The organism is Arthrobacter sp. 01T414, assembly GCF_056398965.1.
The window spans coordinates 335,347-356,038 of the sequence record NZ_JBFTQK010000002.1 but is presented as its reverse complement, the minus strand read 5'-3'; the positions used below and the strand labels follow the sequence as shown (position 1 = coordinate 356,038).

At 67.4% G+C, this 20,692-nt stretch carries 25 protein-coding genes; 15 read left to right on the top strand and 10 right to left on the bottom strand.

Going from position 1 to position 20,692, the window contains the following annotated elements; all coding sequences use genetic code 11:
- The first annotated feature begins 22 nt into the window (after positions 1-22).
- From AC1DK9_RS07110 to AC1DK9_RS07095, 4 genes are all read left to right on the top strand, one after another.
- Positions 23-382, top strand: coding sequence for a non-heme iron oxygenase ferredoxin subunit (locus tag AC1DK9_RS07110; RefSeq protein WP_476915447.1), 360 nt, complete (start codon positions 23-25; stop codon positions 380-382).
- 107 nt (positions 383-489) lie between these two features.
- The gene (gene sufC / locus AC1DK9_RS07105) at positions 490-1,287 is read left to right on the top strand and encodes a Fe-S cluster assembly ATPase SufC (RefSeq protein ID WP_476860731.1); all 798 of its coding nucleotides are present in this window, start codon (positions 490-492) and stop codon (positions 1,285-1,287) included.
- A 13-nt stretch (positions 1,288-1,300) separates the two neighbouring features.
- Positions 1,301-1,633 (top strand): metal-sulfur cluster assembly factor, encoded by a 333-nt coding sequence (locus AC1DK9_RS07100; protein ID WP_146337626.1) that lies wholly within the window; start codon positions 1,301-1,303, stop codon positions 1,631-1,633.
- A 404-nt stretch (positions 1,634-2,037) separates the two neighbouring features.
- Complete coding sequence (locus AC1DK9_RS07095) at positions 2,038-2,442, top strand: hypothetical protein (protein ID WP_476860730.1); 405 nt, start codon at positions 2,038-2,040, stop codon at positions 2,440-2,442.
- 158 nt (positions 2,443-2,600) lie between these two features.
- Here the strand turns inward: AC1DK9_RS07095 and ypfJ are convergent, their stop codons facing one another.
- Positions 2,601-3,488 (bottom strand): KPN_02809 family neutral zinc metallopeptidase, encoded by an 888-nt coding sequence (gene ypfJ / locus AC1DK9_RS07090; RefSeq protein WP_476915446.1) that lies wholly within the window; start codon positions 3,486-3,488, stop codon positions 2,601-2,603.
- A 57-nt stretch (positions 3,489-3,545) separates the two neighbouring features.
- Here ypfJ and AC1DK9_RS07085 point away from each other — a divergent pair, with 57 nt between their 5' ends.
- Positions 3,546-4,961 (top strand): class I adenylate-forming enzyme family protein, encoded by a 1,416-nt coding sequence (locus AC1DK9_RS07085; RefSeq protein ID WP_476915445.1) that lies wholly within the window; start codon positions 3,546-3,548, stop codon positions 4,959-4,961.
- A gap of 28 nt (positions 4,962-4,989) precedes the next feature.
- Positions 4,990-6,216, top strand: a complete 1,227-nt coding sequence (locus AC1DK9_RS07080; RefSeq protein WP_476915628.1) for a thiolase family protein — start codon at positions 4,990-4,992, stop codon at positions 6,214-6,216.
- Positions 6,217-6,322: 106 nt separating this feature from the next.
- Here the strand turns inward: AC1DK9_RS07080 and AC1DK9_RS07075 are convergent, their stop codons facing one another.
- Genes AC1DK9_RS07075 through AC1DK9_RS07065 form a run of 3 tightly spaced genes read right to left on the bottom strand, consistent with a single transcriptional unit; the run spans position 6,323 to position 8,426 of the window.
- Complete coding sequence (locus AC1DK9_RS07075) at positions 6,323-6,961, bottom strand: energy-coupling factor transporter transmembrane component T family protein (protein ID WP_476915444.1); 639 nt, start codon at positions 6,959-6,961, stop codon at positions 6,323-6,325.
- Positions 6,958-7,701: an energy-coupling factor ABC transporter ATP-binding protein gene (locus tag AC1DK9_RS07070; protein WP_476915443.1), complete on the bottom strand. Its 744-nt coding sequence runs from the start codon at positions 7,699-7,701 to the stop codon at positions 6,958-6,960. Before AC1DK9_RS07070 ends, AC1DK9_RS07075 begins: the two co-directional genes overlap by 4 nt.
- Positions 7,698-8,426 (bottom strand): biotin transporter BioY, encoded by a 729-nt coding sequence (locus AC1DK9_RS07065; RefSeq protein WP_476915442.1) that lies wholly within the window; start codon positions 8,424-8,426, stop codon positions 7,698-7,700. The genes AC1DK9_RS07070 and AC1DK9_RS07065 overlap by 4 nt, the downstream gene beginning before the upstream one ends.
- A 296-nt stretch (positions 8,427-8,722) precedes the next feature.
- Here AC1DK9_RS07065 and AC1DK9_RS07060 point away from each other — a divergent pair, with 296 nt between their 5' ends.
- Positions 8,723-10,321: an ABC-F family ATP-binding cassette domain-containing protein gene (locus AC1DK9_RS07060; protein ID WP_175323337.1), complete on the top strand. Its 1,599-nt coding sequence runs from the start codon at positions 8,723-8,725 to the stop codon at positions 10,319-10,321.
- Positions 10,322-10,518: 197 nt separating this feature from the next.
- Here AC1DK9_RS07060 and AC1DK9_RS07055 read toward each other — a convergent pair whose 3' ends face one another.
- The 4 genes from AC1DK9_RS07055 to AC1DK9_RS07040 are packed head-to-tail and all read right to left on the bottom strand — an operon-like array spanning position 10,519 to position 12,619.
- A complete protein-coding gene (locus AC1DK9_RS07055) occupies positions 10,519-10,986 on the bottom strand; it encodes a YbaK/EbsC family protein (protein WP_476915441.1) in 468 nt (155 codons plus the stop codon).
- An 11-nt stretch (positions 10,987-10,997) separates the two neighbouring features.
- Entirely contained in the window at positions 10,998-11,876 is an 879-nt protein-coding gene (locus AC1DK9_RS07050) for an SURF1 family cytochrome oxidase biogenesis protein (protein ID WP_476915440.1), read from the bottom strand.
- Complete coding sequence (locus AC1DK9_RS07045; protein ID WP_476915439.1) at positions 11,877-12,167, bottom strand: hypothetical protein; 291 nt, start codon at positions 12,165-12,167, stop codon at positions 11,877-11,879.
- Positions 12,164-12,619, bottom strand: a complete 456-nt coding sequence (locus AC1DK9_RS07040; protein WP_476915438.1) for a DUF3099 domain-containing protein — start codon at positions 12,617-12,619, stop codon at positions 12,164-12,166. Before AC1DK9_RS07040 ends, AC1DK9_RS07045 begins: the two co-directional genes overlap by 4 nt.
- Before the next feature lie 151 nt (positions 12,620-12,770).
- Here AC1DK9_RS07040 and AC1DK9_RS07035 point away from each other — a divergent pair, with 151 nt between their 5' ends.
- Together AC1DK9_RS07035 and AC1DK9_RS07030 are read left to right on the top strand one after the other, a co-directional pair.
- A complete protein-coding gene (locus tag AC1DK9_RS07035; protein ID WP_476915437.1) occupies positions 12,771-13,496 on the top strand; it encodes a beta-ketoacyl-ACP reductase in 726 nt (241 codons plus the stop codon).
- A 101-nt stretch (positions 13,497-13,597) separates the two neighbouring features.
- The gene (locus AC1DK9_RS07030; RefSeq protein WP_476915436.1) at positions 13,598-14,017 is read left to right on the top strand and encodes an Hsp20/alpha crystallin family protein; all 420 of its coding nucleotides are present in this window, start codon (positions 13,598-13,600) and stop codon (positions 14,015-14,017) included.
- 24 nt (positions 14,018-14,041) lie between these two features.
- Here AC1DK9_RS07030 and AC1DK9_RS07025 read toward each other — a convergent pair whose 3' ends face one another.
- On the bottom strand, positions 14,042-14,464 hold the full coding sequence (locus AC1DK9_RS07025; RefSeq protein WP_476915435.1) for a DUF5655 domain-containing protein: 423 nt from the start codon (positions 14,462-14,464) through the stop codon (positions 14,042-14,044).
- Between the two features lie 205 nt (positions 14,465-14,669).
- On the opposite strand from AC1DK9_RS07025, the gene AC1DK9_RS07020 reads away from it, so the two are divergent.
- Complete coding sequence (locus AC1DK9_RS07020) at positions 14,670-15,443, top strand: SDR family oxidoreductase (protein WP_476915434.1); 774 nt, start codon at positions 14,670-14,672, stop codon at positions 15,441-15,443.
- A gap of 76 nt (positions 15,444-15,519) precedes the next feature.
- Here AC1DK9_RS07020 and serB read toward each other — a convergent pair whose 3' ends face one another.
- Entirely contained in the window at positions 15,520-16,416 is an 897-nt protein-coding gene (gene serB, locus AC1DK9_RS07015) for a phosphoserine phosphatase SerB (RefSeq protein ID WP_476860716.1), read from the bottom strand.
- Between the two features lie 133 nt (positions 16,417-16,549).
- On the opposite strand from serB, the gene AC1DK9_RS07010 reads away from it, so the two are divergent.
- The 5 genes from AC1DK9_RS07010 (at position 16,550) to AC1DK9_RS06990 (ending at position 20,590) form a co-directional block, all read left to right on the top strand.
- Positions 16,550-17,335, top strand: coding sequence for an ABC transporter ATP-binding protein (locus AC1DK9_RS07010; protein ID WP_476860715.1), 786 nt, complete (start codon positions 16,550-16,552; stop codon positions 17,333-17,335).
- 18 nt (positions 17,336-17,353) lie between these two features.
- Complete coding sequence (locus AC1DK9_RS07005; protein WP_476915433.1) at positions 17,354-18,139, top strand: sulfite exporter TauE/SafE family protein; 786 nt, start codon at positions 17,354-17,356, stop codon at positions 18,137-18,139.
- A gap of 7 nt (positions 18,140-18,146) precedes the next feature.
- A complete protein-coding gene (locus AC1DK9_RS07000) occupies positions 18,147-18,956 on the top strand; it encodes a TrmH family RNA methyltransferase (RefSeq protein ID WP_476915432.1) in 810 nt (269 codons plus the stop codon).
- A gap of 153 nt (positions 18,957-19,109) precedes the next feature.
- Positions 19,110-19,367 carry a type B 50S ribosomal protein L31 gene (locus tag AC1DK9_RS06995; protein ID WP_056739465.1) on the top strand — a complete coding sequence of 86 codons (258 nt, stop codon included), beginning with the start codon at positions 19,110-19,112 and terminating at the stop codon, positions 19,365-19,367.
- 122 nt (positions 19,368-19,489) lie between these two features.
- Positions 19,490-20,590 (top strand): lipoate--protein ligase family protein, encoded by a 1,101-nt coding sequence (locus tag AC1DK9_RS06990; protein ID WP_476860712.1) that lies wholly within the window; start codon positions 19,490-19,492, stop codon positions 20,588-20,590.
- The last annotated feature ends 102 nt before the right edge of the window (positions 20,591-20,692 follow it).

Below are 20,692 nucleotides of genomic sequence, written 5' to 3'. Positions count from 1 at the left end.
CTAGGGGATACGGACTGCCATCATGACGGAACAGCCAAAGGGCGAGCTGGTCTGCAACGCCAGCGAGATCCAGGTCAAGCAGGCACTGCGCATCCTGATCGACGACTACCCGGTAGCGGTCGTGAAGGACTCGATGGGGGAGATCCACGCCATCGGCGACACCTGCTCGCACGCGGACATCTCGCTCTCCGAAGGCGAAGTGGAAGACTGCAAGATCGAATGCTGGGGCCACGGCTCCCAGTTCGACCTGCGCAGCGGCCAGCCGCTGCAGCTGCCCGCCTATGATCCAGTCCCGGTCTTCGCCGTCACCATCCAGGATGACGACGTCTACGTGGACGTCAGCACCATCCTGAACGGCGCCGAGGCCCCGAACTTCGGCTAAAGGCCGGGGCGAGCCAGGCTCGCCCCGGCCGGCAGCCAGCACTAACAAAAACTTATCGACGAGAAAACGCACCGCCGTCGAGGCGGGTGCAGAGGAGAACAAGACACATGTCTACTCTTGAGATCAAGGACCTGCACGTCAGCATTGACACCGAGCAGGGCACCAAGGAAATCCTGAAGGGCGTCAGCCTGACCATCAAGACCGGCCAGACCCACGCCATCATGGGCCCCAACGGCTCGGGCAAGTCCACCCTGGCTTCCACCATCGCCGGACACCCGCGCTACAACGTCACGAGCGGCACCATTACGCTCGACGGCGAAGACGTCCTGGCGATGAGCGTCGACGAGCGCGCCCGCGCCGGCCTCTTCCTGGCCATGCAGTACCCGGTCGAGGTCCCCGGCGTCAGCATGACCAACTTCCTGCGCACCGCCAAGACCGCGATCGACGGCGAAGCCCCGAAGCTGCGCACCTGGACCAAGGACGTCAAGGCCGCCATGGCCCAGCTGCGCATCGACGCGGACTTCACCCAGCGCAACGTCAACGAGGGCTTCTCCGGCGGCGAGAAGAAGCGCGTGGAGATCCTCCAGCTGGAGCTCTTCAAGCCCAAGTTCGCCATCCTCGACGAGACCGACTCCGGCCTCGACGTCGACGCGCTGAAGGTTGTCTCCGAGGGCGTCAACCGCGCCCACGCGGAAGGCAACATGGGCACCCTGCTGATCACCCACTACACCCGGATCCTGCGCTACATCAAGCCGGAGTTCGTGCACGTGTTCGTTGACGGCAAGGTTGTCGAAGAGGGCGGCCCGGAGCTGGCGGACCGCCTCGAAGAAGAAGGCTACGACCGTTACGTCCAGGGCGCCGGAGCCGCCACCATCGCTGCCGCCGAAGCCGCAGCACAGGCCTAGTTAGGACTACGCCATGACCGAAATCAATACGGCCCGCACGGGCCTCGAGGATGTCGAAGAGGCACTCAAGGATGTGATCGACCCGGAACTGGGCGTGAACATTGTTGACCTGGGCCTGCTGTACGGCCTGAAGTACTCGGACGACGACGGCGCCCTGCTGATCGACATGACCCTCACCACGGCTGCCTGCCCGCTGACCGACGTGATCGAGGAGCAGGTGGGCAAGGCCCTGGACGGCATTGTCGACGACTGGCGGCTGAACTGGGTCTGGATGCCGCCTTGGGGTCCGGAGCGGATCACCGAAGACGGCCGCGACCAGATGCGCGCCCTGGGCTTCAACATCTAGATTCCCACCGCACCAAAACGACGGCGGGCCCACCTCCATGAGGTGGGTCCGCCGTCGTCGTTTTATCGGTTGCTCCATAACCGCCCTTTTGAGGGCTCATAAGGGCGGTTATGGAGCAGTCGATGGGTTACCGGGCTACGGGGTAGCGAGCTTGAAGGCGAGACCGGCCGGTGGCATTGGACGGCAGCTGGGCTGGCTAACAGATAGGCTCGCAGCATGAGCATCCCCACCGCCGCTTTCCTTCGGCCTTCCCCGTGGCGGCAGGACCGTTCACGCCTGCACCAGGGACGAAGGGGCCTCGGCGCCACCTCCGGCGGCGGCAGTACGCCATCCGGTCGTTTTTCTCGGAATCCGTGAAATTCCGGAGCCGACGCACTGTTGCCGGAATCAATTTCAGCAGCGCCATGAAGACGGTCGCCACCGCGCTGGCCTCGGGTCTGCTGATTCTGGGCGTGGCCGGCTGCGGCGCCGGGGCGGGGACTGCGGACTCGGACTACTCCGCGAAGTACAAAGCGGCAGCCGAACCGGTAGCCCACGTGGCCTCCGTGGATGCCAGCTACAAGTCTTCGGGCGGCATGGGCCGCAGCGGGGATGTCTTCCTGCATTCCGACAGCTCGGACCGGGAGGTCCTGGTGGGCGTCCTCCGGGATGCGCTGCCAGCCGTCGTGGACGCAGCTAATGGGGACCCCGACGTCAACCTGGCCATCCAGGTGATCTCCGCGAACGGGGCGTCGGCCGTCTCTCCGTCCGATCTGGGCTATTCCGGCCCCGGGACCCTGAGCAGCTACCGCGCCTTCCTCGGCAAATAGGCTGACCGCTTAGAGCCTGATGGCTTGCAAGTCGCCGGCCAGGGCAGCCATGCGGTCATCCGGCGGGGTGGGTTCCTCTTCTGATGCCACCGAGTGCTCCGAAACGGCCCTTTTGAGGGCTCATAAGGGCCGTTACGGAGCAGTCGATTGTTTAGTCGCTACGGGGTTGCGACCTTGAAGGTGTCGCACTGGTTGATGTCGCCGGTCTTGTAGCCCTGGTAGAACCACTTCTGCCGCTGCGCGCTGGAGCCGTGGGTCCAGGACTCGGGAGAGACCCGGCCGGTGGCGGCCTTCTGGATCCGGTCGTCGCCCACGGACGCGGCGGCGGACAGTGCGTCCTGCAGGTCCTGGGTCTTGAGCGGTTCCAGGAACGGCTGGCTGCTCTTCGGGTCCTTGGTGGTGGTCGCGTAGCGGGCCCAGAGGCCGGCGTAGCAGTCGGCCTGGAGTTCCACCCGCACGGCGCCGGACTGCGGACCCTGGGGATCCTGCTGGGCGCGGTCGATGGTGCCGAGGACGTTCTGGATATGGTGCCCGAACTCATGGGCCACCACGTATTCCTGCGCCAACGGGCCGCCCGAGGAGCCGAAGCGGTCCACAAGCTCCTGGAAGAAGCCCGGATCGAAGTACGCCGTCTGGTCAGCAGGGCAGTAGAAGGGGCCGACTTCCGAGGTGGCATTGCCGCAGCCGGTGCTGGTGGCATTGCGGAAAAGGACCGTCTGCGGTTGCGGGTACTTCTCGCCGTACTTGGCCAGGTAGGCCGGCCAGAACGCGTTCAAGCTGTTGACCGTGCCCACGATGCGGCACTCCAGACGGGCGTCGGCGTCGGCGCCGGTCTTGCACGCCGGCGCGGTGGACTGGCTCTGCGACTGCTGGTCCTGGGTGCTGCCAGCGAGACCCTCCAGCAACTGCGGGTTGATGCCGAACAGCGCGGCCAGCAGCAGCACAATGCCGCCGCCGATCCCGCCGCCTATTTTGGTGCCACGGCCCATGCCGCCGCGGCTCTGGACCTGCGACGGGTCCAGCTGCACGTTGTCATTGAAACTCATGCTGTCACATTATCCCCTCCCGGCCACCGCAGCCCGCTGCCCGGTAAAGTTGGGTTGATGCCTTTTCTCGACAGACTCCAGCGTTGGGCCGATGAGCGCCCCGACGACACCGCCGTCGTCGTGGCCGGAAAACGCCTGAGCTGGTCCGAACTGCGGAACGCGGCAGCCGTCCTCGTCCCGGTGACGCCGGCCGTCTCGGTACTGGCCGAGCGCAATTCCACGGATTTTGCGGCCGCCTTCTCAGCAGCCGTGGCGGGCGGCCGGCGCTGCGCCGTGCTGGACCCCACCTGGCCGCAACAGCTGCTGGACGACTTGACCGTCCGGATTGCGGAAGCAGTCCCTGCCGGCGGCACGGATCTGGGCAACGAGCTCGCCGACGGGCCTCCGGAGTCACCGTTCCTGATCGGACTCACCTCCGGGACCACGGCGGTGCCTAAGGCATTCAGCCGCTCGCGCCGCTCCTGGCAGCGCTCCTTTGACTCGTCGGTCGAGTTCTTCGCCTTGCAGCCCGGCGACAAAACCCTCGCCCCCGGCCCCCTGGCCGCCAGCCTCAACCTCTATGCACTCGCCGAATGCCTTTATGCCGGCTCCGAATTCCACACCCTTGAGCAGTTCGACGTCGGCGACGCGCACACCGCGGTCAGCCACGACGGGATCACCCGGCTGATCCTGGTTCCCACCATGTTGCGGCTGCTCAGTGAGCGCGGCCTGGCCGGAGGGGTGGACGCCTCGGGCCTGCGGAGCATTATCTGCGCCGGCTCCAAGCTCGACGCGAGGACCTTGGAGGCGGCTCGCCGCTGGGCGCCGAACGCGACAATCTTCGAGTACTACGGCGCCGCTGAGCTAAGTTTCGTCGCCGGCGCCGGACTGCGGCCAGGCGTTGCCCCAGCCGCTGCCGGAACCGAGGGTGGCACCGGCGTCGGCGAGCCGTTTCCCGGCGTCGAGCTCAAGATCCTCGACGACGCCGGCGCCCCGGTTCCGGAAGGGGTCGACGGCAATGTCTGTGTCCGCAGCGGCATGGTCAGCGACGGGTACTTGTGGGGCGACGACGGCGCGGCGCTGCAGTGCTTTGACGGCTGGTACACCGTGGGCGACCGGGGTTACCTGTCCGAGGGAACCCTGCATTTACTGGGCCGCCGTTCGGACATGATCGTCACGTCCGGCACCAACGTGTACCCGCACGAGGTGGAACTCGCCCTGGCCTCCGTGCCAGGAGTCGCCGCCGCCATCGCCGCGGGGCAGCCGGACGACCTTCGCGGCCAACGGGTCGTGGCCGCAGTGCTGCCCTCCCATGGCGGAATGACAGGCACCCAGCTCAAGGCCGGCGTCGAGGGCGTCCTGGCCCGGAGCAAGAGACCGTTGGACTATTACCTGCTGGCGGAGCTGCCGCTCACCGACCGCGGCAAGCCCAGCCGTCCGCTGCTGCTTGAATGGATTGCCCTCAACGATCCACGAATCCGTCGCCTTGGCTGAGCAGTCGCTGCCTGCCCCGGCTTCTCCTATCAGCCCGGGCCGCGCCGGACACCTGCCGGAGGACCGGCAACCCGTCATCATCGCGGCGCTGCGCACACCCATCTGCCGCGCCCACGGAGCCCTGAAGAACCTCCAGGCGCACGAGCTGCTGGCGCCGGTCCTGCGTCGCCTGCTGGCCGACTCGGGTGTTGGACCGGACCAGGTCGCGGACGTCGTGGTGGGGAACGCGGTGGGCGGTGGCGGAAACGTCGCCCGGCTGGCGGCCCTCGAAGCAGGGCTGGACGTGGGCGTCCCCGGCCTGACGGTGGATCGGCAATGCGGCTCGGGCCTGGATGCGATTGTGCTGGCATCGCGGCTTGTCGCGTCAGGCGGCGGTTTCGGGAATGGCTTCGGGAACGGTTTCGGCGGGGGAGGCGTGTACCTGGCCGGCGGGGTGGAGAGCATCAGCACCGCGCCGCTCCGGGCCAGGCGCGGCGCGGACGGCGAACCGCAGTTCTTCAGCCGGGCCCAATTCGCACCGGACAGCCTCGGCGACCCGGATATGGGAGTCGCGGCCGAGAACGTCGCCGTCCGCCACGGCATCCCGCGGCTGCGCCAGGACGACTTCGCCCTGCGCAGCCACCGTCGCGCACTCGATGCCGCCGCGGCCGGCGCCTTCGCGGGTGAGACCGTTTCGTTGGCGCCGGATGGAGGTGAGGTGGTATCCGACGACGGCCCGCGCCGTTCCCTGGCCCCAGCGCTGCTCGCGCGGTTTCCGGCCGCGTTCGTTCCCGGCGGGACTGTGACCGCGGGCAACTCCTGCGTCGACGCGGACGGTGCGGCCGCCGTCGTGATCACCTCACTGGCGCGGGCGCGCGAGCTTGAAGCCCGCGACGGCCTGCTGGTGCTCGGGGCGGAGACTGCCGGCGTGCAGCCGGCGCTGCTGGGCGTGGGGGCGGCCGCCGCAGCCAAGCGACTGCTTGCCAACGACGGCGTCGGTCCCGGGGATCTCGGGCTGGTCGAATTCAACGAGGCGTTCGCCTCACAGACCCTGGCGTGCCTCGATCAGCTGGGCATCGACCCGCAGCGGGCAAACCTCGACGGCGGAGCCCTCGCCCTGGGACACGCCTACGGCGCTTCCGGTGCGGTGCTGGTGACCAGGCTGCTGGCCCAGTCTCGCCGGGATCCAGTGGACGGCAAGCTGGCCCTGGCCATGATCAGCATCGCCGGAGGGATGGGGACGGCGGCGTTGTTCGAGTACCGCTCCTTCGGCTAGCCCCCGGCGTTGGACATGCCCACTCGCTGGCTCCAGCGTTGGACATAGTGCTGATATGCCCACTCCGCGTGCGCAGGAATGGGCATGTCCGTGGCAAACCCAGTCGTCAGTCGTCCCGGTCGCGATCGCCCGCGTCGCCCAGGCCGCGGGCCGCCAGGGCGTCGCCGGTCTGCCGGGCGAAGGCCACCGTCGTAATGAACACCGGCAGCACCAGGGCACGCGGGTTCCGGTCCAGGCCGCGTGCCCGCGCGGAATCCCGGACATCGGCATAGGCGCCCGCAATGAACGGGATGCTGCGCAGCATCACGGCAATCGTCAGCGCGAACCGCTCGGGATCGGCACCAAGCCGCCTGAATGGCCGGGCCAGGGACGCCACACCGTCCAAGAGGGCCTGAACCGGGGTGGTGGCGGTCAAAATCGACGCCGCGACCACGCAGACGAGGATATTCAGGACGATGCGAGCCGCAACGGGGCCGCCGAGCTGCCACCACTGGAACACCCCGATCATGGCCAGTACGGGCAGGAGGGGCCGCACGGCCTGGAACAGCCTGCGGAGACCCGCTCCACTGAGCAGGAACACCCCGCTCAGCACAGCGAGGGCGGCAGCTGCAGCGGCCCAGTCGGCCACCAGGAAAGATCCCATCCCGCACGCCAGCACCAACAGGAACTTCAGCCACAGCGGGGCACGGTGCACCGGGGAACCGCCCGGCACGTAGTTGGCCAGCAGGAAGCCGTGGCCCCTCATGGCCGCGTCGTCTCCCCGGTGGCGGGCGGAACGGGAGCTGCATCTGCCGCGCACAGCCTGCGGTAGTGTGCGACGGCGTCGGCCGCCCCGCCGTCGAACACTATCTTGCCGCCGTCCACCACCATCACGCGGTCCAGATCGAGGGCGAGCTCGAGGTCATGGGTCGAGAGGATGATCTGCTGATCCAGTCCGGACAGTGTGCGGCGCAGCAGTTCGCGGTTCCGCAGGTCCAGCAGGGTGGACGGCTCGTCCAGGACCAGGACCTCCGGATCCACGGCCAGTACCGCGGCAAGGGCGACGAGCTGCCGCTCGCCCCCGGAAAGTTCGTAGATGCTCTGGTCCGCCAGCCGCAACATCCCGAGCCGCGCCAGGCAGGCCTCGGCCAGGGCGCGCCGTTCGCCGGCGTTCCGCACCGAGCGGCGCAGGGACAGTTCCACGTCCTCACGTCCGGTCGGCATGACCAGTTGCGAGAGCGGGTCGGTAAAGACGAAGCCGACGCGGCGGCGTACGGCGCGCACGTCCCGGACCGTGTCTGAACCGAACACGGCCACCGTGCCGTCACTCGGGGCGACGAGGCCGTTGATCATCCGGAGCAGGGTGGATTTGCCCGAGCCGTTCGCCCCAATGACGCCGATGCGGCGTTCCGCCAATGTCAACGACAGCGGGTGAAGCAGGGTCTTGGGCTCCGCGCGGCCGTCGACCGCAACCCTGACTGCCGCCCGGTCGAAGACAATACTCACGCGTGACCGTCGGCGGGTCCGGCTGCATTTTCGTTTACGCTTCCACCTGTGCCGCGGACCCGGCGGATCAGCAGGTCAGGGAACGCCTTGTGCAGCGCCAAGGCAACCGTGACGGCGAGGATGTTCTTGATGACATCGCCCGGGTAAAAGGCCAGGTCGGCGAGGAAGGCCGCCGAGAGACTGAGCTTGGCATTGAGCATCATGCCGAGGATGCCCAGGCCATGGACGAAGACGATGCTGCTGAGCGTCGCCGCAACGAAAAGCAGGACAGCCCGGGTCTTCGTGGCGTGCGCAGCCGTCCGGCGGAGGACGACGGCGGTGAGTGCGCCGACCGCCGTGGCCGCCAGCAGGAAGCCAAAGATGTAGCCGGCCGACGGTCCTGCCAGGACCCCCAGCCCGCTGCGGCCGCCGCTGAAGATGGGCAGCCCGGCGAAGCCCAGTACGAGGTAAAGACCCACGGCGGCGAAGGCGCGGCCCGGGCCGAGCGCGAGTCCGGTGAGCATGACGGCGAGTGTCTGCAGGGTGATCGGCACACCAAGACCGCCTACCGGTATCGCCGCAATGAGGGCGGAACCCGCAACGATCGCTGCAAAGACGGCGATCAGGGCGAGATCGGTCGCGTCCCAGCGGCGTCGCCGGTTCCGGCCCGGGGCGGTCGGCGATGTGCCGCCGCCGTGGCGAGCCGCCTCGTTCGTGTTACTGACGGCATTGTCGATGTTGCTCATGATGGTTCCTGTCGGGTCGTCTGGCCGGTTCCTGCTTTCGACGATACGGCCGCGGCAACTCCGGCATTTTGTAGGCCTTCCACTAAGCGTGGGCCCCCTCGCTGGACAACCTCGCCAAAGGCCGCTGGCCGAGGCTGACGCGCACCGCCGTCGTCCGCCGCGTTCCCCGATGTCACCCGGCGGAGGAGGTGCCGGTAGACTGGTAGAGGCCGTTCTCTCGGCCACACTGCCCCGGCCCCGTCCAGATGCCATCCGTTGTGCCGCGGCGTTCCCTGTTGTGAAAGGCCTTAGCTGCATTGATTACCGTCCAGGATCTCGAACTGCGCGCCGGCGCCCGTCTGCTTATGGACCAGGTGAGCTTCCGGATCGACAAGGGAGACAAGATCGGCCTCGTCGGCCGTAACGGTGCAGGCAAGACCACGCTGACCCGCGTCCTGGCCGGTGAGGGCCTGCCCGCCGCCGGGAAGGTCACCCGCAGCGGCGAGATCGGCTACCTTCCGCAGGATCCGCGCACGCCGGACATGGAGCAGCTGGCCCGGGACCGCATCCTGTCCGCCCGCGGCCTCGACATCGCCGTCGGCAAGCTCCGCGTGGCACACGAGGAGATGGCCAGCGAGGACGCCAACGTCCAGCGCAAGGCCATGAACCGCTACGACCGGCTGGAATCGGAGTTCCTGGCCGCCGGCGGCTACGCGGCCGAGGCTGAGGCCGCAGCGATCTGCTCGAACCTCGCCCTGCCGGACCGGCTGCTCAACCAGCCGCTCAAGACCCTCTCCGGCGGCCAGCGCCGCCGCGTGGAGCTGGCCCGAATCCTGTACTCCGACGCCGAGACGATGCTGCTCGACGAACCCACCAACCACCTCGACGCCGATTCCATCGCCTGGCTCCGGGAGTTCCTCAAGAACCACCAGGGCGGCCTGATCGTGATCAGCCACGACACCGAGCTGCTTGAAGCCACGGTGAACAAGGTCTTCCTGCTGGACGCCAACCGCGCCCAGATCGACTTCTACAACATGGACTGGAAGCGCTACCTGACCCAGCGCGAAACCGACGAGCGGGCACGCAAGCGCGAACGCGCCAACGCCGAAAAGAAGGCCCAGGTCCTGATGGACCAGGCCAACAAGATGCGCGCCAAGGCCACCAAGGCTGTCGCCGCGCAGAACATGGCCAAGCGCGCCGAACGGCTGCTCGGCGGCCTCGAGGCGGTTCGCGAGAACGACCGCGTGGCCGCCCTGCGCTTCCCGGATCCCTCGCCGTGTGGCAAGACCCCGCTCACCGCCGACGGCCTCAGCAAGTCCTACGGCTCGCTGGAAATCTTCACCGACGTCGACCTTGCCATCGACCGCGGCTCCAAGGTGGTCATCCTGGGCCTCAACGGCGCCGGCAAGACCACCCTGCTGCGCATGCTCGCCGGCGTGGACAAGCCCGACACCGGCGAAGTCATCCCCGGCCACGGCCTGAAGGTCGGCTACTACGCCCAGGAGCATGAGACGCTCGACGTCGACCGTACCGTCTTGCAGAACATGCGCTCGGCCGCGCCGGACATGAACGATTCCGAGGTGCGCGGCATCCTGGGTTCGTTCCTGTTCTCCGGCGACGACGTCGACAAGCCCGCCGGCGTGCTCTCCGGCGGCGAGAAGACCCGCCTCGCGCTGGCCACCATCGTGGCATCGAGCGCAAACGTGTTGCTCCTCGACGAACCGACCAACAACCTCGACCCGGCGAGCCGCTCCGAGATCCTTGGCGCGCTGCGCAACTACACCGGCGCGGTTGTGCTGGTAAGCCACGACGAAGGAGCTGTCGAGGCGCTTAACCCCGAGCGCGTCGTGCTGCTGCCCGACGGTGTCGAGGACCTTTGGAACGAGGACTACCTCGATTTGATCACGCTGGCGTAGGCGGTCAGCCCTCAGGTCACCTTCGCGGCTTGGATTCTGGTCACCTCCGCGCCTCACTCGCTCAATTTGCCGCGTGCTCGCTCGTCCCTCGCTTAGACGCACGCTACGCAAATTGACCGCGTTCGGCGCTAGTGGGGATGTCACCATGCGCTTCTGGTGTTCCCGTTCGGCGCTTGCGTGGGCGTCAACTTTTCGGGCTAGCGGACGGGCATTACTTCTGCGTTGGTGATGCGGTGGAGTTCTTGGTAGGTGATCGAAAACATTGCGTTGTGGTCCCCGGCGCCGGCCCAGAGCAATTCGTGGCTTTTCAGGGATTCGTCCAGGAGGGTCCTGATCTTGTTGGGGTGGCCGACCGGTGCCACTCCGCCGACTCGCTGGCCGGTGTGGAGCAGGACGAAGTCGGGGTCCGCGCGGCGGATCTTCCCTAACCCCAGGCGGGCTGCCACCTTGCGGACGTCCACCTTGGCGGCACCGCTGGCCAGGATCAGCAGGGGAGCGCCGTCGAGTTCGAACACCAGGCTGTTGGCGATCGCCGCGACGTCGCAGCCCAGCGTGTCGGCCGCCGCTGCCGCGGTGGGCACGGCGGAGGCGAAGACGGCCACGGTATCCGCGGCTCCTGCCGCGTGCAGGGCGCGGCGGACGTTCGCTACGGCGTCGGAGTCCACTCAGCGCTCCCTCAGAATCCTTGGGCGTCCAGGATGGCGTCTTCCTCTTCCTCCGCGGTGGCGGTCTTCCGCTTCCGGGGGACTGGACGACGGCGGGGGCCCGGGTTGCTCGCGTGCAGGTACCCGTCTTCGGCCGCCCGTTCTTCCGCGTCCTCAGCATCGATGGCTGCGTTCCGCGCCTGCTGGCGCGCCGCGTAGCCGAAACCGACGAACATCAAGACACCGAAGGCGAACCACTGCAGCGAGTAGGACAGGTGCGTGCCCTCGTCGGTGGAGGGCTTGGGGAAGCCGACGGGCATGTCCGCTACCGGAGGAGTTTCCGAGGCGAGTTGGCCGTAGGCGCCGGTGAGGAGGGGGTAGCCAAGCTGGGAGGCGTAGGCCGGGAGGTCGATGGACGCGAGCTGCCCGTCCGGGGCACCGCGCTGGAGTTCGGGTTCGGAATGCTTGAGCCGGGCAACCACCGTGACGTTTCCCGTGGGCGGCGCAGGCACCGAGTCCGGGCTGCCGGGGGTCTTGTTGCCGATGGGGAGCCAGCCGCGGTCAATCACGACCGTGTCGCCGGAGTCCAGCTTGAAGGGGACCACCACCTCGTAGCCGGGTTGGCCGTTGAGGGGACGGTTGCGGACAATCCGCTGCCCTCCGACGTCGTAGCGGCCGTGCAGCTCCACCTGCGTCCACTCGCGGTCGGCGTCGAGCTTGACGAACTGGTCCCGGGCGTCGGCAAAGGGGATCGGAGTGGCCGAATAGTTGGAGACGACGCGGTTGATTTCCGCGAGGGTTTCCGCCCGGCGGTCCATCTGCCAGCGGCCCAGGAGCACGCAGGCGGTAGCGAAGATTGCGGCCAGCAGCAGATAGCCCAGCCACTTGCTGGAGAAGAGGAAACGGTACATTCAGGCGTCCCCGCCCTGACCGATCGACGACGGCGCGCCGTCGGCTGCCGTCTCCGCGGCTTCGCCGCCGTCCAGCGGAAGAGTTTCCTTCCACAGCCCCCGCGTTTGCAGGTAGTCCTCCAGCCAGTCGCGGTGCTCCGGGCAGGCGAGCCAGATCTTCCGCCGCTCCGGCGTGTGGATCTTGGGGTTGTTCCACAGCAGCTGCCACCGGGCGCCGGCGCGGCACGCCTTGCGTGAACACAGCGCGGTGGCAGGCTCGGCCGTGGGGCCTGCCAGGTCAAAGATGTTCATGAAGCTGCCCGTCCGTGGTCTTCGTCGTCGTCAATCAGCTCACCCTGGAGCAGGGTTATGGGCGGGTCGTCCGCTGCCGCCTGCCCCTGGTGCGGCGATTCTTCGGAGCGCGGCGCGTCCAGTTCGGCCATCGGCACGTAGTCGATCAACGATTCGCTGTGCACTTCGGCGTGGTCACTGCCGTTGGCGATAACCACGGCGAACCACGGCAGGAACACGGCTCCGATGACAGGGAGGATCTTGAACCAGCCGTCCACCACGAACACCAGGACCAGGCAGACCATACGAATGCCCATCGCCACGGCATACTTGATCATCCGCTCACGCATCTCTTCAGAGTGCGCCGTGGCGGCGTCGGTGATGCTGTGGACCTCGGTGTCGCCGGAGTCCTCCCCGGACGTCCGTTCACCGGGTCGGTTCTTGTTTGTCACGGCTGTCAGATCACGCTCCATAGGCTTCCTTCGATTCTCTCACCATCGGCTGGGGCGCCCAAACAGCTGACTGCCGCGCGGCTGGGACGGTGCGCCGGAGGCTAAGATCGGAGGCAGGAAAATCCAGCCCCCCGACGCGGTCCCAGTGAGCCGCAGAAACCCGGAGCCCAATATGTCTGAAGCAACCTCCACCGGCCGCAGCGTCCTAATCACCGGCGGCAACCGGGGTATCGGCCTGGCCATCGCCGAATCCTTCATCGCGAATGGCGACAAGGTGGCGGTCACCTACCGCAGCGAGGCCAAGCTCCCGGAAGGCATCCTGGGCGTCAAGGCGGACGTCACCGACGAGGCCTCCGTGGACGCGGCGTTCACCGAGGTCGAGGCAGCCCACGGCCCGGTGGAGGTCCTCGTGGCCAACGCCGGCATCACCAAGGACACGCTTTTGATGCGGATGAGCGAGGACGATTTCACCTCGGTGATCGACACAAATCTCACCGGTGCCTTTAGGGTCATCAAGCGCGCCTCCAAGGGCATGATCCGGGCACGCAAAGGCCGCGTGGTGCTCATCTCCTCCGTCTCAGGCCTGTACGGGGCCCCGGGCCAGATCAACTACTCGGCGTCCAAGGCCGGTCTCGTCGGTATCGCCCGCTCGCTTACCCGCGAGCTCGGGGCACGCGGAATTACTGCCAACGTGGTCGCGCCGGGCTTCATCAACACGGACATGACGGCCGAGCTGCCCGAAGCGACGCAGAAGGACTACCTGTCCAAGGTTCCTGCCGGCCGATTCGCCGAAGCCTCGGAGGTCGCCGACGTCGTGCGCTGGATCGCCAGTGACGAGGCCGCCTACATCTCCGGCGCGGTGATCCCGGTCGACGGCGGCCTCGGAATGGGCCACTAGCCGCCGGGCCTTTGGCCCTATGCGGCGCCCCCGCCGGGGGCGTGTACTGGAGCCACAGCCCCTGACCGCCAAGGCACGGGCGTGGATCCAGGAGGATTATTATGGCTGATCTCAGCAAGTGGGCGCCTTCGGACATGTTGGAGCCTGTCCGCCGCTTCCTCGACGGCGACCTGACGATGGCGTCGACCATCAAGGTCGAGCAGTTCCAGGACGGTAACACCCTGGTGGTGCGGGCGGAGGTTCCCGGCATCGATCCCGACAAAGACGTCGACGTGTCGGTCAGCGAGGGCATGCTGCATATCCGGGCCGAGCGCGAGGAGAAGTCCGAGCAAAAGAGCAAGACAGGCTACCGCTCGGAGTTCCGCTATGGCTCCTTCATGCGCAGCATCGCGCTGCCGGCCGGCGCCAAAGAAGAGGACATTACGGCTACCTACAAGGACGGCGTCCTTGAAGTGCGGGCGCCGGCCCCGGTAGCGGCGCCCGGCGAGCCGACCAAGAAGATCAGGATCGACCGAAGCTGATCCGGCCGGGCCCGGGCAAGTTGGTCATCCAGCTTCGTCCCGGGCCCGCAGCAGCCATCCCGCGACCTCGGCGTCAAGGTCCGCCTCGGAATTGAGCTCCAGATGGTGCATCCACAGGCCCGGTGAAGTCTGCACCACGGACTTGAACCGCGGCGAGTCGAGGCGTTCGTGGAGGGCAATCGACAGTACGGCCGGGACCTCGGATCGGACATAGCGCCCGGGCCACCACACGTAGGCAAAGTCGCGGCGGCGCCCGCTGAAGGCAACCTGACTGGTGGTAGCCCTGATCCCGGCCGGCGCAGTTCCGGCCAGAGTAGCCGCGGGAGGCGCCTCTCCGGGCGGGACGGACTCCTGGAGGAGGCGTTCCACCGCCCGGCACAGCTCCAGGCCGCGCGGCGATCCGCTGAAAACCTCTTCCGGCGTCGAGTCCTTGCCGCGCCTGCCCATGGGCGCGAGCCTACGCCCCTGAGGCCTGCCGCAACAGCGCCCGGGCATGCCCCCCGCCCGCACCGCGCACCACTTCCCGGCAGCCCACCCGAACTAGGCCCGCGCGGCTTCTTTGTTGATCCCGGACAACCGAAATGCTGTGGCCCGCTGGCATGATGGACAACAGACCCCAACGTATTTGGATGTTTGGAACAAAGGAGCTCGAATGGGACTGCTGGACAACAAGACCGCAATCGTGACCGGTTCATCGCGTGGCATCGGCGCGGAGGTGGCTAAATTCCTCGCCGCCGAGGGTGCCGCCGTCGTCGTCAACTACCGCCAGAAGGCGCCGCGCGCCAACAAGGTTGTCGCCGAGATCGAGGCCGCGGGCGGCCGGGCCGCAGCCGTGGGCGCGGACCTGACCACGCAGGAAGGCGTCCAGGCCCTCGCCAGCGCCGCAATGGAGAACTTCGGCTCACTGGATCTCCTGGTCCTGAACGCTTCCGGCGGCATGGAGTCCGGCATGGAAGAAGGTTACGCGCTCAAGCTGAACCGTGACGCCCAGGTGAACATGCTCAATGCTGCCGTCCCGCTGATGTCGGAGGGCTCGCGCGTGGTCTTCGTGACCAGCCACCAGGCGCATTTCATCGAAACCGTGCCCACCATGCCCGAATACGAACCGGTCGCCCGCAGCAAGCGCGCCGGCGAGGACGCCCTCCGGGAATTCGTTCCGAGCCTGGCCGACAAGGGCATCTCGCTGGTCGTGGTCTCCGGCGACATGATTGAAGGCACCGTCACCGCCACGCTGCTGGACCGCTCCAACCCGGGCGCGATCGAGGCCCGCCGCGCCGAGGCCGGCAAGCTCTACTCGGTCAAGGAATTCGCTGCCGAGGTCGCCAAGATGGCCACCGCCGACGTCGAGACAGGCCACACCGAATACGTCGGCGGCGCCGATTACTTCGACAAGTCAGACAAGTCAAGCGGCGCCGGCACCAACTAGCCGCCACCGAGATGACACTTGGCGGCAGTGTTCCTCACGGACACTGCCGTCAAGTGTCATCTCGCGTTAGCGGGCCTCACACCCCGGCGATGTGCCGGACTGCGTCGAGATACGGCATGTCCACGGCGGCGTCGGCGACCGCGCGGACGGCCGGCTTGGCGTTGAACGCTACTCCGATGCCCGCGGCGCCAAGCATGTCCAGGTCATTGGCGCCGTCGCCCACCGCGATGGTGTGTTCCATCGGGATGCCCTCCGCGGCGGCCCACTCGCGCAGGTACTTTTCCTTCGCGGCGCGGTCCACCACGTCGCCCAGCACCTTGCCGGTCAGTGCGCCGTCGACGATCTCCAGCTCGTTGGCGATCCAGTAGTCCAGCCCCAGGCCCTCGGCAATCGGCCGCAGGATCTGGTTGAAGCCGCCCGAGACCACGGCCACCGCATGTCCGGCCGCTTTGAAGGCCGCCACCAGTTCAGCGGCGCCGTCGCTCAGGGTCACCTCGGCGCGGACGGAATCGACGACGTCGGCGGGCAGCCCGGCGAGCACAGCCACCCGGGCGTGCAGGCTCTGGGCGAAGTCCAGTTCGCCGCGCATGGCAGCCTCGGTCACGGCTGTCACTTCCTCCCGCTTGCCCGCATAGGCCGCCAGCAGCTCAATGACCTCCTGCCGGATAAGGGTGGAGTCCACGTCCATGATCAAGAACTTTCGGGGAGCCTCCCGCAGGGCTGCGGGAACGACCGCCGTGTTGATGCCCTCGATGCCGGCCGCGGCTACGCTTTGCCGGATGCCGGCCAGCCCGGCCTCGGTCAGGGGGAGGGGCAGGGTGCAGTCGGCGGCGTAGACGGAGAACCGTCCGTCGCCGGTGGTGGTTTCGGTACCGATGGCCAACCCGGCGTCGGCCAGCGAGCGGCGCAACTGCTCGACTTCGGGAAGGGACAAATTGACGCCGTAGCTGACCGCGGTCACGTTCGAACTCATGGGCTCAATCCTAGCGAGCGCACGGGAGCCGGCCGGAATTCGTTTCGCCGCGGTGACGCGGGCTGGCGGCGCTTCCGCCGGACCCACGCCCCGGTTATCAGTAGTCCGCTTTTTTGTCCTAGTGTCTACTCCTATGAGTGATGTTCTTGAATTGGCCGCCGTCAGCGTTGTGCGTGGGGCGAAGACGCTCCTGGACAAGGTTGACTGGCAGGTCAAGGAAGGCGAGCGTTGGGTGATCCTGGGCCCCAACGGCGCCGGCAAGACCACTTTGCTGCAGGTGGCAGCAGCCCGCCTGCACCCCACGAGCGGCATGGCCGGGATCCTCGAAGAGATCCTCGGCGCCGTGGACGTTTTCGAACTCCGGCCGCGGATTGGCCTGTCCTCCGCCGCCCTCGCCAACCAGATCCCCGAGCACGAAAAGGTGCTCAACGTCGTCGTGACCGCCGCGTACGGGGTCACCGGCCGCTGGCGCGAAGGCTATGAGAAAGACGACGAACGTCGAGCCTTCGCCCTGCTCAACGAATGGGGGATGGGCCCGCTGCTCAACCGGCCCTTCGCTTCGCTCTCCGAGGGGGAACGCAAGCGGGTGCAGATCGCCCGCGCGCTGATGACGGATCCCGAGCTCCTGCTGCTCGACGAACCCGCCGCCGGCCTCGACCTGGGCGGCCGGGAGGACCTGGTCCACCGGCTCAGCGAGCTGGCCCGCGACGAGGCAGCCCCCGCCATTGTCCTGGTCACCCACCATCTCGAAGAGGTCCCGCCGGGCTTCACCCATGCCTTGTTGATGCGCGACGGCGGCGTCGTCGCCTCCGGGCCGCTGACCGAGGTGCTGACCGCGGACAACCTCAGCAAGACCTTTGGCGTAGACCTCGACGTCACCGTCTCCGGGGGCCGTTACACCGCCACCGCCCGCCGCTGAAAGGGCCACTGACAGCGCGTGGAGTTCCTCAGTAGCGTCTTCATTTTCTTCGCCGGCCTCTGGGCGGGCACCATCAACAGTGTGGTGGGCTCGGGCACCCTGGTGACTTTCCCGGTGCTGATCGCCCTCGGTTTCGCCCCGGTGACCGCCTCCATCAGCAACGCCATGGGCCTGGTGGCCGGCAACGCGGCCGGCGCCTGGGGCTACCGCAAGGAACTTGGCGGGCGGGGACGCCAGCTCCTCAAGCTGTTGCCCGCCTCGCTGCTGGGCGGCATCACCGGCGCCTACCTGCTCCTGCACCTGCCCGAGAAGGTGTTCCAGTACGCGGCTCCGGCCCTGATTGTGCTCGCCCTGCTGATGGTGGTGTTCCAGCCCCGGCTCCAGCGCTGGGTGCAGAACCGGGAACAGAACCCGGAACACGCGATCCGTGACAAGCAGCACGGGCTCCTCCTCGTGGTGCTGGTCTACCTCGCCGGCGTCTACGGCGGCTACTTCGTCGCGGCCCAGGGCATCCTGCTGGTGGGGATCCTCGGGGTGTTCATGGCCGGAACCATGCAGAACGCCAACGCCATGAAGAACATCCTGGTGCTCGGGGTGAATATTGTCGCGGCCATCTCATACCTGATCTTCGCGTTCGACCGGGTCAGCTGGACCGCGGTCGGCCTGATCGCCGTCAGTTCGCTGATCGGCGGCCTGGTCGGCTCCAAGGTGGGACGCCGCCTCTCCCCGCCGGTGCTGCGCGGCGTGATCTTCGTCCTGGGAACCGTGGCCCTGGGCTTCATGCTTGCCAAGTTGCTGAATTGACCGCCCGGTGACCTTCCATTACCTCGACTCCGCGGACGACCCCCGGGTCTCCGACTACACCCAGCTGACCGACGTCCACCTGCGCAAACTCCGCGAGCCCGCCGAGGGCATGTACATTGCCGAGTCCTCCCGCGTATTGCGCCGCGCCCTCGCCGCAGGCCACAGACCCCGCTCCTTCTTCCTGGCGGAGAAATGGCTCCAGGACCTCGCCGACGTCTTTGAGCAATACCCGGACGTCCCGGCCTACATTGGCTCCGCCGCGCTGTTGGAAGAAATCACCGGCTTCCACCTGCACCGCGGCGCGATGGCAGCCATGCACCGTCCGGCACCCGTACCGCTGCCCGAACTGCTCGCCGGTGCGCGCCGGATCGCGGTACTCGAGGACATCGTGGACCATACCAACGTTGGCGCCATCTTCCGCTCCGCGGCCGCACTCGGGCTCGACGCCGTGCTGGTGTCACCGCGCTGTGGCGACCCGCTCTACCGGCGCAGCGTGCGCGTCAGCATGGGCACGGTCTTCCAGGTGCCGTGGGCACGGCTCGACGAGTGGCCGGGGGAGTTGACGGTGCTGAAGGAACACGGCTTCCTCGTCGCCGCCATGGAGCTGACCCCGGACGCGGTGGACGTCGACGAGCTCGCCGCCCGCAACCCCGAACGGCTTGCCCTGGTGCTCGGCACCGAAGGCGCCGGAATAAGCGCAGAAACCCTGGCCGCCGTGGACCTCGCCGTGAAAATCCCGATGCGCCCCGGCGTCGATTCGCTGAATGTCGCCGCAGCGTCCGCCGTCGCGTTCTGGGAACTGCGGCCCCGCGGCTGACACCTCCGCAAGCGCACCGCCGGCCGGTTCGTCCAGTCCCGGGATCTGGGCTATTATTGGTAGCTGGCCGTGCTGCGCCTTTGGGCGCCGCGTAGCTATCCCACTCATACCTGGCAGCTGGCAAAATCCAGTTGCGCGAACAAAGGTCCAATTATGCAGTCTGATATCCACCCGAAGTACGAAGCTGTTGTTTTCAACGACCTGGCTTCCGGCGTCAAGTTCCTGACCAAGTCCACCGTGTCTTCCTCGAAGACCATCGAGTGGGAAGACGGAAACACCTACCCGGTCATCGACGTCGAAATCTCCTCCGAGTCCCACCCGTTCTACACGGGCAAGCAGCGCATCATGGACTCTGCAGGCCGCGTCGAGCGCTTCAACGCTCGCTTCAAGGGCTTCGGCGGCAAGAAGTAACTTTCTGCTCCCAAGGTCTTTTGGAAAAGCCCGCACCGGCGACGGTGCGGGCTTTTTGCGTCCCGGCGGCACCCGGTTCGGCCGGCTTCGCTTTGGGCAGGCCGTGGGGCAGGATTGACGGTATGACATCCCTTCCTTCCTCTGCGGCGTCAACGACCGACGACGGCGGCCGCCGCCACGGCGAGTACAAGGTGCCCGGCGGCAAACTCGTGGTGGCCGACCTCGACGTCGTCGACGGCGTCCTGGCGCACGTCTCGATCAGCGGCGATTTCTTCCTCGAACCCGACGAGGCGCTCCTGGAGATCAACCGCAGCCTCACCGGCCTGCCCGAGGATGCCAGTGCAGCCGACCTTGCCGCCGCCGTGACGGCCGCGTTGCCCGAGGACGCCGTGCTTTTCGGTTTCTCCGCCGAGTCGGTCGCGATCGCGGTCCGCCGGGCACTGGCCAAGGCCACCGGCTGGGGCGACCACCACTGGAACATCATCGGCCCTTCCGTGCTTCCCACCCACGTGAACGTGGCGCTGGACGAGGTCCTCACCGAGGAAGTCGGTGCCGGCCGCCGCAACCCGACACTGCGTTTTTGGGACTGGGAGGAACCCTCGGTGGTGATCGGCAGCTTCCAGTCCGTCCGCAACGAAGTCCACCCCGACGGCGTCAGCCGGCACGGCATCAGTGTGGTCCGCCGGATCAGCGGCGGGGGAGCCATGTTCATGGAGGCGGGCAACTGCATCACCTACTCCCTCTACCTGCCGCAAACCCTCGTCGACGGCATCAGCTTCGCCGATTCCTACGGATTCCTGGATGCATGGGTCATGGCGGCGCTGGAGAAGGTCGGCATCAGCGCGTTCTACGTGCCGCTGAACGACATCGCCACCGACCAGGGCAAGATCGGCGGTGCCGCGCAAAAGCGGCTCGCCAACGGCGGAATGCTGCACCACGTCACCATGAGCTACGACATCGACGCCGACAAGATGGTCGAGGTGCTGCGGATCGGCAAGGAGAAACTCTCGGACAAGGGCACCACGAGCGCCAAGAAGCGCGTCGACCCGCTCCGTCGGCAGACCGGCCTGGCCCGTGCGGAGATTGTCGCCGCCATGATGGAAGTCTTCACCGAGCGGTACGCGGCGACGCCCGCGGAACTGACCGAGACCGAGCTCGAGGCGGCCCGGCAGCGGGTCGAGACCAAGTTCGGCACCACGGAGTGGCTGCACCGGGTCCCGTAGCTGCATCCGTCCCATCGACTGCTCCCCACCGGCCTGTTGACCCCTCAAAGGGCGGTTGGGCCCACGCCGGCAGGGTTCCCTGGCCGAGCTTGCGAGGCTAGG